Raw genomic sequence first — 18001 nt, 5'->3', positions numbered from 1 at the left:
AACCACTGACATAATTCTCAGTTACTTTTTATTATTGCTATGATTAAAAAAATTGCTCTGCTATTGCTACTGGGCTTGAATACCCAACTCTATTCTCAATCGAACTTCTTGGTTCTTGATAATGCGTCAAAAAAAGTTGATTATTCTCTTAAAACTTCTGACCAAATAGCGACTGCTCTTACCAAAAATTTAAAGACGGATCGTGAAAAAGCAAGAGCGATTTACATATGGATTACTCATAATATTTCTTATGATTATCAAATGTTAAAAAGCCGTCCTAAATACACAGGCTCAAAAGATATTGTAAATTATGTTTTAAATAAAAGATCAGGAGTTTGCCAGCACTATGCAGATTTATTTTTGGACATGACAAAGTCTATAGGTTTAAATACTTTTATTTTATCTGGCTACACAAGAAACTACAAAGGAGAAATCGCCGATGTAAGCCATGCATGGAATGCCATTAAGATTGATTCAGAATACTATTTTATCGATACAACTTGGTCAGCAGGTTACATTAAAGAAGATAGATATGTCAGACATTTTAGAGATAAATATTTTTTAATCAAACCCGAAAATTTCATAAAAACACACATACCTTTCGATCCAATTTGGCAATTTCTAGACAACCCTATAAGACAAATAGAGTTCAAGGAAAAAAACTTTGACAAACTAAATGAAAAGGGGGATTATCCATTTGAGGAAATCATAAAAAAGAATAAATTACTTGAGACCGATGTACAACTTGAACAATTGAATCTAAGAATTATTGAATGTGGAGTTACCAACCAAATGACTAAAGATAGATTAGCAAATCAATTAAACACTATTGCCACTATAAAATTCAACAAAGTCGCTGATACCTTAAATTATGCTATCGATAATTTCAATGAATATGTTTTCTCCAAAAACAACAGATTTAAAACACCTAAATTAAGCGACTCTGAAATCGAGCAATTGCTTAACAACTCGAGTAAAGGCTTTCATAAAAGCGAACAACTTCTTTTTGAAATCACTTCAACAAATCCAAAGCTAAACAAACTGATTAATTTTGAAAAAGACAGACTTCCTATGTTGATTCAAAACACCAATCAAGAGAAAGAATTTGTCAAAAAATATTTAAAAACATGGAAACCTCTCAGAAAAACTTTGTTTAAAAGTCAAGGGTACAGCAAAATCCCAAACGCAAAAATCAACCCGTTATTTTAGCATCCTATGCTTAAAGCACCTCTAAACTTCCTTTTCCTTCTCGAATCACTTCCGGCTCATCTCCTGTTAAATCAATCACTGTAGATGCATGATTATCTCCATATCCTCCATCAATAACCACATCTACTTTAGATTGCCATTTTTCATATATTAGCTCAGGATCTGTTGTGTATTCTAACACTTCATCCTCATCATGAATAGAGGTTGAAACAATAGGGTTCCCTAACAAAGAAACCAATTCAATTGCAATTGCATTATCTGGTACCCTTATACCAACGGTCTTTTTATTTTTAAAAGCATTCGGCAACGTTTTACTCCCAGGCAATACAAAAGTATAAGCTCCAGGCAATGCTCTTTTCAACAACTTAAACGTAGAAGAATCAATCTGTTTTACATAATCAGAAAGATTACTAAGATCCTTACAAATAAAAGAAAAATTAGATTTTTCTAATTTCACACCTTTTATCTGAGCTATTTTTTGGAGAGCACTTTTGTTTGTTATATCACATCCCAAACCGTAAACAGTATCGGTTGGATATATAATCAATCCACCTTTTCTTAAAACATCTACCGCTTTTTGTATTTGTCTTGGATTGATATTTTCCTCATATATTTTTATTAACTCAGGCATTTGTCTCTTGTGTATTTACCACAAAAGTAATGATAAAAAACTATCTTCGTAGTACATTAGGATTATTCAACTTGCTAAAACTAGTACCTCATTGGACGAAAAAACAACCAACAATTTACAATACCTAGGTTATCTTGATACCCCTTCAATTTTTACAAAAGAAAACAATCCATTTGAGCAGGAAATATTCCAAATTTCTAAAACCACAGAAACTCCGAAATTTAACATCAGTAAATCTTTAATGCTAGGTAAAAGAGTCGAAGTTTTTTTTCATTCAGAAATTACAACTACCAATCTTTACACCATTTGTTATGAAAATATTCAAATTCAAAAAGAAAAAAGAACTATAGGTGAACTAGATATAATTTTACAGAACAAAAATACTAATCATTTATTCCATGTAGAAATCGCCTATAAATTCTATTTATTCGATCCCAATATTTTAGGGTCTAATCTTGATCAATGGATTGGTCCTAACCGGCACGACAATCTTTCAAAAAAAATCCACAAACTTAGTTCTCACCAATTCCCATTGCTTTTCAAAGAAGAAACTAAAGAAAAAATAAAGCTTAATATTTCATCCATTCGACAAGCTATATTTTTCAAAGCACAACTATTCATTCCCTTTTCATTTGAAATCAAAGAATTTCCAGAGATAAACTCCAATGCAATCTGTGGTATTTATATTTCAATAAAAGATTTCAAGTCTAACCCGTATATAGATTCAACCTTCAACATACCTAGTAAACAAGATTGGTTGGTTCATCCAAAAAACAACAGTAGCTGGCATTCATTTTCTGATATACTTAAAGAAATAAAAGTTCAAATCAACCTAAAAAAAAGTCCCTTAATCTGGAGAAAAGACAACAAAAACAACACACATAAACTCTTTATTACTTGGTGGTGATTTATAAACAGAATCTTAATAAATATTTTAGACTACTAACAGGAACTATTTAGGTCAAAAGTTTATATTTGCTCTTCAAATTTTTAACTATAAATCAAACAACTATGTGGTACGAATGTAAAATAAAATATAGCAGAATTGACGAGGATGATAGAGTAAAAACATTCAACCAGCCCTATTTATTTGATGCAATGTCTTTTACAGAAGCTGAAGCAAGAGTAAATGAGGAAATGGCTCAATACATTTCAACAGAGTTTAAAATTACAAATATCAAGGTTGCTAACTTTGCAGAAATTTGTCCAAATGAAGCGGGAGATAGATGGTTTAAATGTAAATTATCTTGTATCACGATAGATGAAGAAAAAGGATCAGAAAAAAGAGCGAATTCATACATCTTAGTGCAAGCAAATGATGTAAAAGATGCTTATGATGTTTTGGCAGCAAGCTTAACAGATACCGTAAGTAATTATGAAATCCCAAGTGTTGTTGAATCTCCTATTCTTGATGTATTCCCATACTATGATGGTGAAGAAGAAGCTCCGTTAAATGAAGAAGTACCTGAAAACCTTCGTCCGATTGAACCAAGTGATTCATTTGAAGAAATCAGTAACGAAACTGAAAGCGAAGAATTAGAAGAAGAAATCGAAGAGGAAGTAGAAGAATAACAATCTTCAACTTTTAACTATAAAAAAAGCCACTCAATCATTTGAGTGGCTTTTTGTTTTATAAGCATTCTCTTCTTACCAGAACATAGCATACAATGCTACAAGTACAATCATAATAGCAAAAGAACCAATATTAAATAATGGCGAAGTATTAAATACACCTTTACTCAAATCAATTCCTTTAGAATCATCTTGACCTTTATTTTGCATAAAACTAATAGCAATAATAATCGCCATTGTTACTAAGGTTGTCAATCCCATTTGATCCATCCAAGGCATACTTGTCATCTTAAACAATACTGCAACTGGAATAGATAATAAAGCTCCCCAGATAGCTGCTTTGTTCGTTGTTTTTTTCCAAAACAATCCTAACATAAAAACAGCCAAAATTCCTGGACTCACAATTCCTGTATACTCTTGGATAAATTGGAATGCTTGATCAATACCTCCTAACAATGGAGCCATCACAGCTGCAATAGCCAAAGCAACAGCTGCAGAAATACGTCCTACATTTACTGTAGTCTTATCGTTCGCCTCTTTATTTATATATTGCTTGTAAATATCCATTGTAAAAATGGTAGATGTTGAATTCAACATAGACGCCAAAGAAGATACAATTGCGGCTGCTAATGCTGCAAATGCAATTCCTTTTAATCCTGTTGGTAAAAATTGTAACAACCATGGATATGCTTTATCTGCAGCATCAAGGCTTGGCATATTTAATTTACCAACTTCTCCCAAACTTGCCATTAACGCAGGGTCATTTACAATTACGTAAGCCGCTATTCCAGGAATCACAACAATAAAAGGAATGATTAACTTTAATGCAGCTGCCAATAGAATACCTTTTTGAGATTCTTTTAATGATTTAGCAGCCAAAGTACGCTGTATGATATACTGATTGAATCCCCAGTAATACAAGTTTGCCACCCATAATCCTCCAACCAAAACTCCAATTCCAGGTAAGTTTGCATATTGCGGATTACTTTCTTCTAAGATCATATTAAATCTATCCGGAGCTGCCTCATATACGGCCAACATTCCTTGCCATGCTCCTTCTCCTCCAGAAACGGTATTCAATGCTAAATAAGTAGTAATCAGACCACCCAAAACCAAGAAAACAACCTGGATAATATCCGTCCAAGCAACAGCCGATAATCCTCCATATAAAGAGTATGCCGCAGCAAAAAGAGACAAACCAATTACGGCATAAATCATGTCTATACCAATAATAGTCTCAATAGCCAAACCTCCTAAATACAAAACAGAAGCTAAGTTGACAAATACATACAATCCAATCCAGAAAACTGCAAGAATTGTTTTTAAGTTGGTAGAAAATCTTTTTTCAACAAATTCTGGAATTGTATACAATCCTTTTTCAATGAAAATCGGTAAAAAATATTTTCCTACGATAATAAGTGTTAAAGCTGCCATCCATTCATAGGATGCAATAGCCAACCCTAAGGCAAATCCTGAACCCGACATCCCAATAAATTGTTCCGCTGAAATGTTTGCCGCAATTAATGATGTACCAATAGCCCACCACGGTAGTGATTTACTTGCTAAAAAGTAATCTTCTGCATTTTTTTGATGTCCATCTTTATCTCTTGAAACCCATAATCCTACTCCTAGAATTAAAATGGCATAAGCTACAAAAATGAAGTAATCCCAAAAATGAAATCCTGTTGTCATAATATATAATTTAAGTTAGTGTTTAAGCGGCACTAATATATCATTTTTATTTCTCTTAACAACATATGTTTATGATTACAATAAAAAAGAGCTAGTAAAATTAATTACTAGCTCTTTTTTATCTTGTGTTTTTAAGTTTTAACTAAAATACACATAAATTCCGACTACTATCACTAAAATAACAATACTAACTGGTTTTAATATACTCCAAGGCTTGATATCTACCTGCTCTGTATACTCCTGTACAAAATCAACTTCTCTCGGTTTTAACTTACCAATAATAAGCATGATGATGATATTCAACACAAATAAGATTGCCATCACATGTAAAAAATGAGGATAAGCGGTACTTTCTACCATCGCTAATTCTAGCGCATCAGAAACCCCAGAGGCCTTTGCATCAGCAACAGCAGAGCTCACCATCATAGGCTTGATAATAAACTGACTTATAGAATACAATACAACTCCTGAAAACAATCCAACTTTTGCAGCAATTGCAGGAACTCTTTTTGTTAAGTATCCAACCACAATAATTGTAAAAATAGGAATCGAGTAACATCCATTCACTTCTTGTAGGTATGCAAACAACCCTCCTGATGCTTTAATCAACCATGGGGCAATGCACATAGCAGCAATTGCTAAAAAGATACCAAAAGTTTTACCAACCTTAACCACCTTTGCATCAGAGGCCTCTGTGTTAATATGAGCTTTATAAATATCTAACCCGAATAAAGTTACAGAACTATTCAATCCTCCGTTAAATGAACTTAAAATTGCACCAAATAATACAGCAGCAAAGAAACCTACCATACTCGCTGGTAAAACTTGCTTCACTAATAATGGGTATGCCTGATCTTTATTAATAGCATCTCCTGCTGCAAAAAAGTTAAAACTCTCTGGGTGCTGTGCCATATAAAAAGCAATCATTCCTGGTAAAACCAACATTAAAGGTCCCAAGATTTTCAAGAATGCTGCATACAACAATCCTTTTTGCCCTTCTGCTAAATTTTTAGCACCTAAAGCCCTTTGAATAATTGCTTGGTTTGTTCCCCAGTAAAATAACTGAACTAACATCATACCTGTAAATATTGTTCCGAAAGGCACTGATGCATCAGGACCTCCTAAAGAATTTAGTTTTCCTAACGGTTTAGAATAAGATACTAAAACATCCAATCCTTCTCCAATACTACCTGAACCGATAGCCATCAACCCAAAAACAGGAATAGCCAAACCACCTATTAAAAGTCCAACTGCATTGATAGAATCTGAAACAGCTACCGCTTTCAACCCTCCAAACACAGCGTAAAAAACACCAATCGTTCCAATTGCAAAAACCGTAATATACAACCCTGTAAACTCATCTACTCCAAGCATTTGAGGCACATCAAACATTGTATTCACTGCCAACGCTCCAGAATACAAAACAATAGGTAACAATACAACTACATACCCTGATAAAAACAATCCTGAAACTAAGGTTTTTGTCAATTTATCATACCTGCTTTCCAAAAACTGAGGAACGGTAGTAATCCCACCTTTTAGATACCTTGGCAACAAAAATACAGCAGTCACAACCATGGCTATCGCCGCTAAGGTTTCCCATGCCATTACCAATATTCCTTCATCAAATGCAGCTCCATTTAACCCTACAATTTGCTCAGTTGATAGATTCGTAAGTAACAAAGAACCAGCAATTACAGGACCTGTTAAACTACGACCTCCTAAAAAGTAGCCATCAGCTGATTGTTTGTTCTTCCTTGTTGCCAAGTAAGCTATTATGGCTACCAAAGCAGTAAAGCCAATAAATGAAATAATTCCCATGATAATTTAATAATTTAATTCTATTTCTAATTTTTTGTGGCGCTAAATTATAATATTTATCGAAAAAATCTTCTCAAAAAAAACCAACTCACGCAAACCTTGTAGTAATAAATGTAACAAACACAGTTATATTAGATTTTTATCTCTGAGAATAAAGAAAAAAAAGCTATATTTAGACCAATCTAATAAAAAGCTAACAGCCTTGTTTCAAAAGTATAGTACCCCAACCTATCTCATCATTCTTTTATTTGGTTTAAACTCATTATTTGCTAAGAATAGCGACCCAAACACTGACATCATACACCCCACTTTCAACTATATGTCTTTTGTATTTAAAGGAAGTATGATTGATAAAATTATTCACAAAAAGGTCACACAAAGAGAGATGCATACCGTTTCTTCAAAAATAAACAATTCAAAACCGCATGCTACAAATAAAGCAGCTGGCGTTTTTGCCTTTGATTTTGCTACAGATGTCAATTGGGATGGGGCAAGTGCTACAGACCTAATGACAGCCATAGAGGGCCCTGGTGTTACCCTTACTTCACCTGTTATTGCCTTTGGTTCAAACGGCCAATATGGGACTTTTACCAACGGAAACGATATTGGTTTATCAGTGAGTGACGGAATTATCCTGACTTCAGGTAGTGTCGCCAATTCATTCAATGCTTCAAGTTCAGGGAATACTAGTAACAGTTATGCCACAAACCTTCCTTCTGACAATGCAGAACATTCTGATTTTATTCAACTAGCAAGTGATGGAGCTGGTGGTTTCCGAAGTATGAATGATCCAATGATTTTAACTTTTGATGCTGAGTTAGATTATGACGCAACCGTTCTTACGATCGATTATCAATTTGCTTCTGAGGAATATAATGAATATGCATGTACTAGTTTTAATGATGTCTTTGGCTATTTTGTAACCTATTATGAAGAGGATGAGTTTGGGGTAAGAACCTATGGTACAACTGAAAATATCGCTTTAGTTCCAGGAACCATTAATCCGGTATCTATTGCAACTATTAACGATGGAAATGAAACTTATGTTGCGGGGGCTAATGAAGGTGACCCTGACATCTGTGACAATAGACAAGCTAGTTATTTTATAAACAACCCTGCACCTCAAAGCCCGGCTACAGAGAGTGATATTCAAATCCAATATGATGGAATTACAACAAAAATTAGAGCTTCCGCAACTGGATTGGTACCTGGGGGTAAATATGAGGTGAAATTTGCAATCGCAGATGTTTCTGACAGCGCCTATGATTCAGCAATATTTATAAAATTAATCAGTGGTTTCCCGGATACTGATGATGATGGTGTAGCAGATGATGCTGATATCGATAGTGATAATGACGGAATCTATGACATTATAGAAGATGCAAACTTAGACTCAGACAACAATCCTCTAAGTAACCCAACCGACACTGACAGCGATGGTATTCCTAATTATCTAGATCTAGACTCTGACGGTGATGGAATCCCAGATAATGTAGAAGCCCAGACCACTATAAATTATATTGAACCACTCGGAACTTATAGCTTAGATGGTGTTGATGATGCATATACAGCTACCGGCGGACTAACCCCTATTAATACCGATAACACGGATAACCCCGACTATCTTGATTTAAACTCAGATAATCAAGGTGCAGATGATACTACTGAGGCGGGAATCGTTTCATTAAACACAAATGTAGGGACCAATGGGTTAGCTAACAGCCCAGATTATCCCGATACATATACTGATGTAAATGGATCTATAGATATCCCATCAGACCTTCCTGATGATGATGGAGATAAGCTTGCAGGTGGTGATGTTGATTACAGGGACGCCACTAACAGTGGTGACAATGATAACGATGGAATAGATGACATCGATGATATTGACGATGATAATGATGGAATATTGGACACCACTGAAAGTAGTCCATGTACAGGAAGTTTGAACTATGAATTTTATGATGGTTCTTATTCTCCGTCTGTAGACAACATTCCATCAACAGGAAGTCTACAAACAGGGACAGTATCTGATTTTGATGTAACCTCATTACAAGCACTAATAACTCCAGACGATAATGAAACTTTTGGTATACGATATACGGGTTATATAAATATTTTCACCTCTGAGACATACACATTTTCTACCACATCGGATGATGGTTCCAAATTGTATATCGGAGGTATTGAGGTGGTAACCAATGATGGGAACCATGCCCCTAGAAAGGAAACAGGAACAATAGCCTTAACTCCGGGTATTTATACTTTTGAAGTTTTGTTTTATGAAAACTTAATTGGAGAAGAGCTATCTGTAACTTATTCATCATCTAGCATTACAGAAACAAATATTCCTTTTTCAGTCTTATTTGTAAATTGTGATGAAGATAATGATGGGATCCAAAACTTTTTAGATTTGGACTCAGATAATGACGGAATACCTGATAACCTAGAAGCCCAACCCACTAGTAGCTATATCACTCCTTTAGGAACATATAATTCAGTTGGATTAGATGATGCCTACACTGGAACAAATGGATTAACACCACACAACACAACGAATGCTACAGCGGAAGACTACCTCAACACAGACTCTGATAGTGAAGGCGCAGACGACACAGTAGAAGCCGGTTTATCGGATCTTTTAACAGGAGTAATTGGAACTAATGGATTGGACACTTACATCTACCCTTCTAACGATTATTTAGATGTAAATGGTATCATCGATAACTTGACTGGTTTTCCTGATTCTGATAGTGATTTAAATTCTGGAGGTGATGTAGATTTCAGAGATGAATTAATTGACATTACTGCAGGTATAGGAAATACATTATGGCTAAGAGCTGATATCGGAGTAATTGGAGGAACCGAAGTCACCTCATGGCAAGATCAAAGTGACACAAATAACAATGACATTTTTACGGATGATAATAATTTTACTGGAAGTGGCGGATCAGAGCCTAATTCTACACAAAACCTTTTGAATTTCAATCCAGTAATCACATTTACTCCTGGAAATAATGATCGAATGACGATTACAAGTGCAAATATGAATCCTAGAACGATGTATATTGTTTACAACGACGTTTCAACAGCTTCTTGGACAACTCCTTTCACTAATTTAAGTAATAATATTGGTCACGGTCATTCTGACGACACTCAAGTTTTTAACACAACATACACACCAAACGATGTACGCAACAGTGACTTAAACTTTGTAAACGGCTTAAATACAGATTTAAAAACCCATGCTAGACCTGATAATTTTGAATTACATTCTAGAATTTTCGATAGCAATTTATCAAATAACACAACAAATTATTTTATCGGTAGAGATAGAGGGATTGATAATAGAACCATTGAAGGTAGTATTGCTGAAATAATGTTGTTTACTAGTGAACATACGTATGAAGAGAGACAACTAATTGAATCTTATTTAGGGATTAAGTATGGCTTTACGTTAGATCAAACAGACCATAGTAATTCTTCGATAATAGAAGGAAACTACATCTTATCCAATGGCTCAACAATAGTTTGGAATTATCAATCCAACATAGCTTATCACAATAATGTTGCTGGAATCGGTAGAGATGATACTCGTAATTTTAGTCAAAAACAATCAAAATCAATTAATGATGGTGCCCTAATAACCATTGGAAAAACCACCATCGCTGATAGCAACGCTGCAAATAACAACTCTTTTAGTACGGATAAAGATTTTTTGATGTGGGGAAATAACGCAGAAGTTATCACAAACACTACCGTAGCCTCATCTATTCTCTGCAGCACAGCAAACAGAATGTCTCGTATTTGGAAGGTAGTAGAAACAGGAGATGTTGAAACCGTTAAAATTGCAGCCGACGAAACAACTATTAGAAACACACTCAACTCAGACCAAATAGCTATTATCATTGCAGATGATCCAACATTTACTACTAATGTGGAATATGTATCTCTAAGTAGTGAAAACATTAATGGAACAAGCCAACTGACAGGAACTTATGATTTTGATGGAACTAAATATTTTACATTTACCGAAATTACAGGTATCACTTGGGATGGAGCCTCGGAAACTTGGTCAGGAGGATCTAACGGAGGTACACCAGACGATACAGACAACGACTCTCCAGGTAACCTTTTAACTATCGATTCAAATGGAGGTAAAGATGCTATCCTTTCTGCTGATGTTGAAGTTGGATGTTTATGGATTAAACCAGGATCTACTCTAAGTGTAACTTCTGGTCATTATCTTCATGTTGCCAATGAATTGCAACTTGACGGAGATTTAAAAATGATTGGTGATGCTCAATTAATCCAAACACACACTGGTAGCTCAATGGTTTCAGGACTAGGTAAGTTCTACATAGAACAGACTGCTACTGCTGCAACGGTATATCAATACAACTATCTTACTTCCCCAGTAGCAACGTTAGGTCAAATAGACAATTTTACAGTAGGTGATGTTTTAAAAGACGGAACAACACCAATTACACCAAGTACTTTCCCAGATGATATTGTATTTAAATCCTACAACTCAGCAAGTGATTTAGATGGTAGTTTAAAAACAGAAGACACTCCATTAACGCTAGCTAATTATTGGATTTATAGTTACCTTAACGGACTCAGTTCAACTTCTTGGATTCAACAAAAAGAAACAGGTACATTTGAGTCAGGAGAAGCATTTATTTTAAAAAGTCCAGGTGCTCCACAAAACTACACGTTTGTTGGAACACCTCACGATGGTGATTATACAACCCCTATTAGCGCTCAACATAATTCATTAATAGGTAACCCTTATCCATCACCTCTTAATGTTGAAGCATTTTTTCAAGACAACAACCCGGTAGGTGAAAATGCAATTATTTCAACATTATATTTTTGGCAACAATCTGACGGTTCACATGCACAAGGATCTTATCAAGGAGGATATGCGACAAGAACCGCAACCATGGGAACAAGTGCTACTGTTGAAAGCGCAGCCCCAGGTGGAATAGGAGCAGGAACAGACCAACCGAAAGATTATATCCCTGTGGGTCAAGGTTTCTTTGTAAAAGGTGCCGAAACAGCTGGAACAATTACCTTTAAAAACTCCCAAAGACTGCATGCAAATGGAACTGCAGAACATATAGCTGTTGACGGAACGAATTCAATATTTTTCAAAGGAAAAACGACACAACCAAAAACAAAAGAAAATAAAATCGTAGGTATAAAACTTGGTTTTGAGTACACCAATAACGATGGGCTTCTTTTACATAGACAAATTGCCGTAACCTTTGATGAAAGAAATAGCTTCGACTACGATCCGGGTTACGACAGTCAAGTTTTTGATTTAGATGGTACTGATGCTTATTTCCAATTTAACGACGCTAGACAAGCTTATGTAATCGCCGGGATTGAAGAAATATCAGAAGACCTTGAAGTTCCTTTAACAATTAACATGAATTACTCAGGTAAATGTTATTTAATGTTAGATGAAAATTTGAATGTAGAATACCCTATATTTCTTAAAGACCACCTGAATAACACCTACTCTAATATCACAGACAATAATTTGATTTCATTAGAATTGGAAACTGGTAAATATTCAGATAGATTCTCAATTGTTTTCAAAGAAAACGAAGCACTATCTAATGAAGACAATGTAACGATCGAAGGTTTATTTGTACACTATGACTCGGATTCACAACTCATAAAAATAGAGAAGCCAAATTCTTTAAACATACAAGAAATAGAATTAATTAATACGCTTGGAGTTGTTATAGAGAGCTATAAAGATTTATCTCAAATACCAACCGATAAAATTACCAAAGGAGTATATATTATAAGACTTAATACATCCAAGGGAATTGCTTCTCAAAAGATTCCTCTTTATTAATACTGTGAAAAACAACTTTACAGGCGAATATCTGACAGATATTCGCCTGTTTTTTTCGATTATATTCAACACCATATAAAATACTTTATTTGTAACTTTGCATACACCTAAAACAACAGGTTATGTCAGAAGAAGTAATTAAAGAGAATAAAGTTACAAAACCAAAATGGCTACGCGTTAAATTGCCAGTAGGAAAAAAATACACGGAATTAAGGGGCCTAGTTGACAAATATAAATTAAACACAATCTGTGCCAGCGGAAGTTGTCCTAATATGGGAGAATGCTGGGGAGAAGGTACTGCTACCTTCATGATCTTAGGAAATGTTTGTACTAGATCTTGTGGATTTTGTGGAGTTAAAACAGGACGACCTGAAACAGTCGAATGGGATGAACCGGAAAAAGTTGCAAGATCTATTAAAATCATGAAAATTAAGCATGCCGTTATTACTTCTGTCGACAGAGATGATTTAAAAGACGGTGGCTCTATAATCTGGGAAGAAACTATTCAAGCGATCAGAAGGGCAAACCCGAATACAACTCTAGAAACTCTTATTCCTGATTTTCAAGGAATAGAAAAAAACATTGACCGCTTGTTAAGAGCAGCACCTGAAGTTATTTCGCATAATTTAGAAACGGTTAGAAGATTGACACGCGAGGTACGTATTCAAGCAAAATATGATCGTAGTTTGGAAGTTTTAAAATACCTAAAAGATAATGGTCAAAGAAGAACAAAATCTGGAATCATGTTAGGTTTGGGTGAAACCGAGGAAGAAGTGATCGAAACTTTGAAAGATTTAGCAAAAGCGAAAGTAGATGTTGTTACGATTGGACAATACTTGCAACCGAGTAAAAAACATTTACCCGTAAAAGAATTTATTACACCAGAACAATTTAAAAAATACGAAACTATAGGTTTAGAACTTGGTTTTAAACACGTTGAAAGTAGTGCTTTGGTACGTTCATCTTACAAAGCGCAAAAACACATTAACTAAATTTGTTTTTTTGGCACGGTAATTGCAACACTCTTTTCGAAGGGAGTGGTTACCTTTCATTTCATAAATTAAGTTTGGTTAGTAAAAAAGCTCTGATTTCTAAATCAGAGCTTTTTTGTATTTTTTACTATCTTATCATTTTAAAAACCATGCCTTTGAGAAACTGTTTCGCTTTATATTTTTTGATACTTCTATTCTGTTTGGTTAACAACTCTCACATTCAAGCACAAAAATCTTTTTCGAAAGAATTCGGGCTGATCAGCGATAATGATCTTTACACCTCTACCTATTACGATCGATACTACACCAATGGGACCTTTTTATACTTCAGGTACCTTAGTAAGAAGTCCAAACTCAAAAAAATTCATGAATTTAGAATCGGTCAGCAAATGTATACACCTCAATTTGCAAATTCACATTTCCCAGAAGCAATAGATCGCCCTTATGCTGGCTATGCGTTTGCCCAATACAGTCAACTATTTTTTTCGGATAAAAATTATGGATTAAAATCTACCTTAGAGCTCGGTGTACTAGGCCCATCCGCAATGGCTCAAGACCTACAAAACATAATTCATAACCTATATGGCTTTTCTCCTGCAGAAGGATGGCAATATCAAATTGAAAATACACTAGGAATTGGTATGGAGTTTTTATTTTTAAAATCCTTTAGTAAAAAAGTCAAAAAGCGATTCGATTTTACATCAACAACTTCCTTAAAGCTAGGAACCATATTTTCTGAAATAAACACAAATATCTATAGTAGAATCAACCTTTTTAACCGTCCTCTTAACAATTACGCAAACAGTTCACTATTTGCAAGCAACCTAAATAAGGTAGATAAAAATCAAAAAAACGAGCTATTTTTATTTATCAAACCTCAAATTGGATATGCACTTTACAACGCAACCATCCAAGGAAGTCTTTTCAACGACAATAGCCCTATCACTTATGGCATCAATTCAATTATCTATGAATTAGAATTTGGATTGAGATACAGCATAAAAAGATTTGATCTTTCTTACTCTGTGATCAAATATTCAAAAAAAACAGAAACGATTGAAGCAAACACAAACACTTATGGAAGTATTCAAATTTCCTATAAATTCAATTAAAGCTCCTCTATATCTTCATTCTGAAAGCCTAACAAATATAATTTTGTTTTTGCTCTTGTAATTGCCGTATACAACCACCTCCAATAATCAACACTTTGTCCATCCGGTAAATATGGTTTTTCTATAAAAACAGTATCCCACTGCCCACCTTGAGATTTATGGCAGGTCATTGCATAAGAATATTTTACTTGAATAGCATTAAAATATTTATTTTGCTTAATCTCTAAAAGCTTTTTGTATTTTGATTTGATATCCTCATAATCCTTACCCACCTCCTGATACAACCTATTTGATTCTTCATAAGACAAAGAAGGACTCTCTGACATCAATGTATCTAATAAAAGAACTGTTTCCACAGGAGGATGCGATGGATAATCTATCAAACGTATTTTTACTTCAGCAAAACGAAAACCGTACAATTCTTTTGTGTTAAAAATTTCTAACACTTCAAAGGTATCTCCATTTGCCAAAAAACTAATTTCCGCTGAATCTTTTAACCAAAAATAATTATTCTTAACAGCCATAATATGATCGCCAATAGAAATCTCATTTTCTTTATCTAAAATTCTAGTTCTTATTTGTTGGTTGTATTGATTTGCTCTTTTATTAGACCTTACAACAATGGCTGTTTCATCAATGCCATGTTGATCGTAAGAGGTATGAATCGCATCTTGAATATCATAACTATCAATTAACCTAACCACATCTGGATATTCCAAATTAAATTGAAAATCAGCAAAACTATCATTACTAATAAACATTCTTAACTGGGTTGCATTTACCAAAATCCCAGAGTTTTTATGTTGACGCATTACCTCTTCTAATTCAATCAACGAAACAGATTTACTGTAATGAAAACTTAAATTATCTTCATCCAAAGCGGGACTAACTTCCAATTTAACAGGAGGTAATTGAGCCGTATCTCCGATTAAAATCATTTTACAATTTTTACCAGAATATACATAATCCATTAAGTCATCTAACAACGAACCGTTATCAAACAACTTAGAATTACTAGGTGCATCTGGAACCATAGACGCTTCATCAACAAAAAATACAGTATTCGTATGTTTATTTACCTGTCTTGTAAATTCTACGCCACCGTTTGATGTTTTTTTAGGATGGTATATTTTTTTATGAATTGTAAAGGCCTGCTTTTTAGAATATAATGAAATTACTTTTGCGGCTCTACCTGTAGGTGCCAACAAAACTGGTTTTTGACCAATTTTCCATAAATTATTTACCAGCGTACTTATTGTGGATGTTTTACCTGTTCCCGCATAACCTTTCAATAAAAAAACAGCATCAGAATCTTTGGAAAAAAGAAATTCAGACAACATCATTAAGAGCTCATTTTGAGTACTTGTGGGCTCAAAAGGAAAGGTTTTTATCAATTCTTTGTAAAAATTGGAAGAGGTTTTAATCATAGGGTCAAAAAAAAGCAAAGATAGGGATTGATTTGTCCTTAAAAATTTTTATGGTTCAAAAAAAATTGTAGATTTGTCTAATTCAATTTTTAAAACTTAAATCACAATGATAATTACTTTAATTGCAGGGATTGCAGTAGCAGTTTTGTTAGCCATCCTTATTATGAAATTCATTCCTTTAAAACTTCAGTGGCTTGTTTCAATTGTACTACTTGGTGTAGCAGGATATTTAGGTTATTCTATCTATGATAGTATTATGGGACCAATTCGTTTTAACATTGAAAAAAAGGTACGATATGCAAAAGTAATTGAGAATTTAAGAATGATTCGTGATGCACAAGATGCTCATAAAACGATTACAGGTAAATTCGAGAGAAATGGAGAGAAACTTATTAAGTTTTTAGATTCAGCTGAATTTGCTATTACTAATACTCACAACGAAATCAAACAAGTTAACAAAGGAACTAAATGGCAACCAATTATGGTTGAGGTTGAGGAAAAAGTAACGGATACTACCGGATATGAATCTGTTAAAGAAACAGTTTTCAAAGGTAGAGACTATACTCAAATGCTTAAAGTACCTGACACTAACGAAGAATTTAAAATTACAGTTGGTTACATCACTAAAGTAGCAGGATTAGAAGTTCCTGTATTTATTGCCAAAGTTGATAAAGCAGTAATTTTAGAAGGTTTAGACCCACACTTGGTAAGACAAGAAAAAGAAGCTATTGGTGGTGACGAGGTAAAAGGTCCATTTTTATCTGTAGGTTCATTAGAAGAAGTTAATTCAAACGGAAACTGGCCTCCTTTTTATGACAAAAAGGGTAAATAATATCATTTGTAAATCAGTTGAAAACACTGATTTAAAAGAAACTCAATTGTCCATCCAAATTAATTTGGATGGATTTTCTTTTTGCGTCTATTCGCCACTAAAAAATCAAACTATTGTTTTTCAGTCTTTTGAATTTGAAAGCAAAGCGCTTACTCCAGAAACGCTACTTAAAAACATAGAAGCGATTTATGAGGAGAATGAATTTCTTAAGCAAGATTATAAAAAGATAGAAGTTATACATCAAAATGAATTGGCAACCTTAGTACCCGATTCTCTGTTCGACGAAAACAACCTAAAATCTTATTTAAACCATACGGTAAAGGTTTTACCAATAGATTTTATTTGTGCCGATAAACTGAGTAGTATAGACGCAAATACCGTTTATATTCCTTTTGTAAATATTAATAACTTCCTATTTAATATATACGGTTCATTTGAATACTTTCATAGTTTTACCAAACTAATAGAAAGCACAAGCAAATTACACACATCCAATAATTCTGATAAAATTTACATCCATGTAAATGAAAGAAATTTTGAATTGGTAGCCTATAAACAGGATCAACTACAAGTTGTTAATAGATTCGAATTTCAAACCGCCGAAGATTTTATTTACTATATTCTTTTTACTGCAGAACAATTAAAATTTGACACAGAAAAATTGCATTTGATATTAATGGGTAGTATCGAGAAAGAATCGGAATTATTTTCCATTCTTTATACTTACATCAGAAACATTTCATTTCACAAAGCTAAAAACCTACCAAATACTGCCGAGTTTGCTAGCCTGTCTAAACACAACCACAGCTTACTTTTTAACTAATTTGAAATAATTAACAGA

At 34.0% G+C, this 18001-nt stretch carries 12 protein-coding genes; 8 read left to right on the top strand and 4 right to left on the bottom strand.

Translation table 11 applies throughout. From position 1 onward, the window contains the following. Positions 1-39 precede the first annotated feature (39 nt). Positions 40-1209 carry a transglutaminase domain-containing protein gene (locus AC2DZ0_RS14605; RefSeq protein WP_484642644.1) on the top strand — a complete coding sequence of 390 codons (1170 nt, stop codon included), beginning with the start codon at positions 40-42 and terminating at the stop codon, positions 1207-1209. A gap of 10 nt (positions 1210-1219) precedes the next feature. Here the strand turns inward: AC2DZ0_RS14605 and AC2DZ0_RS14600 are convergent, their stop codons facing one another. Beyond that, complete coding sequence (locus AC2DZ0_RS14600; protein WP_484642642.1) at positions 1220-1840, bottom strand: L-threonylcarbamoyladenylate synthase; 621 nt, start codon at positions 1838-1840, stop codon at positions 1220-1222. A 91-nt stretch (positions 1841-1931) separates the two neighbouring features. Here AC2DZ0_RS14600 and AC2DZ0_RS14595 point away from each other — a divergent pair, with 91 nt between their 5' ends. Continuing rightward, complete coding sequence (locus tag AC2DZ0_RS14595; protein ID WP_484642640.1) at positions 1932-2747, top strand: DUF1853 family protein; 816 nt, start codon at positions 1932-1934, stop codon at positions 2745-2747. 104 nt (positions 2748-2851) lie between these two features. Next, a complete protein-coding gene (locus tag AC2DZ0_RS14590) occupies positions 2852-3412 on the top strand; it encodes a DUF4494 domain-containing protein (protein ID WP_484642638.1) in 561 nt (186 codons plus the stop codon). 75 nt (positions 3413-3487) lie between these two features. On the opposite strand, the gene AC2DZ0_RS14585 is transcribed toward AC2DZ0_RS14590, so the two are convergent. After that, on the bottom strand, positions 3488-5104 hold the full coding sequence (locus AC2DZ0_RS14585; protein ID WP_484490794.1) for a sodium/sugar symporter: 1617 nt from the start codon (positions 5102-5104) through the stop codon (positions 3488-3490). 138 nt (positions 5105-5242) lie between these two features. Beyond that, positions 5243-6925, bottom strand: a complete 1683-nt coding sequence (locus AC2DZ0_RS14580) for a solute:sodium symporter family transporter (protein ID WP_484642636.1) — start codon at positions 6923-6925, stop codon at positions 5243-5245. A gap of 202 nt (positions 6926-7127) precedes the next feature. Here AC2DZ0_RS14580 and AC2DZ0_RS14575 point away from each other — a divergent pair, with 202 nt between their 5' ends. From AC2DZ0_RS14575 to AC2DZ0_RS14565, 3 genes are all read left to right on the top strand, one after another. Further along, positions 7128-12797 (top strand): choice-of-anchor L domain-containing protein, encoded by a 5670-nt coding sequence (locus AC2DZ0_RS14575; protein ID WP_484642634.1) that lies wholly within the window; start codon positions 7128-7130, stop codon positions 12795-12797. Positions 12798-12919: 122 nt separating this feature from the next. Continuing rightward, positions 12920-13789 (top strand): lipoyl synthase, encoded by an 870-nt coding sequence (gene lipA, locus AC2DZ0_RS14570; RefSeq protein WP_484490791.1) that lies wholly within the window; start codon positions 12920-12922, stop codon positions 13787-13789. 155 nt (positions 13790-13944) lie between these two features. Then, positions 13945-14901, top strand: a complete 957-nt coding sequence (locus AC2DZ0_RS14565) for a lipid A deacylase LpxR family protein (protein ID WP_484642632.1) — start codon at positions 13945-13947, stop codon at positions 14899-14901. On the opposite strand, the gene AC2DZ0_RS14560 is transcribed toward AC2DZ0_RS14565, so the two are convergent. Beyond that, positions 14898-16328, bottom strand: a complete 1431-nt coding sequence (locus AC2DZ0_RS14560; protein ID WP_484642630.1) for an ATP-dependent DNA helicase — start codon at positions 16326-16328, stop codon at positions 14898-14900. The two genes, AC2DZ0_RS14565 and AC2DZ0_RS14560, sit on opposite strands and share 4 nt — an antisense overlap. Before the next feature lie 106 nt (positions 16329-16434). On the opposite strand from AC2DZ0_RS14560, the gene AC2DZ0_RS14555 reads away from it, so the two are divergent. Together AC2DZ0_RS14555 and AC2DZ0_RS14550 are read left to right on the top strand one after the other, a co-directional pair. Beyond that, positions 16435-17160 (top strand): hypothetical protein, encoded by a 726-nt coding sequence (locus tag AC2DZ0_RS14555; RefSeq protein WP_484642629.1) that lies wholly within the window; start codon positions 16435-16437, stop codon positions 17158-17160. Then, on the top strand, positions 17141-17983 hold the full coding sequence (locus AC2DZ0_RS14550) for a DUF3822 family protein (RefSeq protein ID WP_484642628.1): 843 nt from the start codon (positions 17141-17143) through the stop codon (positions 17981-17983). The genes AC2DZ0_RS14555 and AC2DZ0_RS14550 overlap by 20 nt, the downstream gene beginning before the upstream one ends. The last annotated feature ends 18 nt before the right edge of the window (positions 17984-18001 follow it).

Source organism: Flavicella sp. IMCC45668, from assembly GCF_057219105.1.
The sequence above is the reverse complement of the archived record's forward strand: the minus strand, read 5'-3'. Positions and strand labels throughout refer to the sequence as shown.

Bases quoted from the DNA above. Each gene is read 5' to 3' on its own strand.
- AC2DZ0_RS14580 (WP_484642636.1), bottom strand. From the start codon at position 6,925: ATGGGAATTATTTCATTTATTGGCTTTACTGCTTTGGTAGCCATAATA.
- AC2DZ0_RS14550 (WP_484642628.1), top strand. From the start codon at position 17,141: ATGACAAAAAGGGTAAATAATATCATTTGTAAATCAGTTGAAAACACT.
- AC2DZ0_RS14605 (WP_484642644.1), top strand. From the start codon at position 40: ATGATTAAAAAAATTGCTCTGCTATTGCTACTGGGCTTGAATACCCAA.
- AC2DZ0_RS14585 (WP_484490794.1), bottom strand. From the start codon at position 5,104: ATGACAACAGGATTTCATTTTTGGGATTACTTCATTTTTGTAGCTTAT.
- AC2DZ0_RS14590 (WP_484642638.1), top strand. From the start codon at position 2,852: ATGTGGTACGAATGTAAAATAAAATATAGCAGAATTGACGAGGATGAT.
- AC2DZ0_RS14560 (WP_484642630.1), bottom strand. From the start codon at position 16,328: ATGATTAAAACCTCTTCCAATTTTTACAAAGAATTGATAAAAACCTTT.
- lipA (WP_484490791.1), top strand. From the start codon at position 12,920: ATGTCAGAAGAAGTAATTAAAGAGAATAAAGTTACAAAACCAAAATGG.
- AC2DZ0_RS14555 (WP_484642629.1), top strand. From the start codon at position 16,435: ATGATAATTACTTTAATTGCAGGGATTGCAGTAGCAGTTTTGTTAGCC.
- AC2DZ0_RS14600 (WP_484642642.1), bottom strand. From the start codon at position 1,840: ATGCCTGAGTTAATAAAAATATATGAGGAAAATATCAATCCAAGACAA.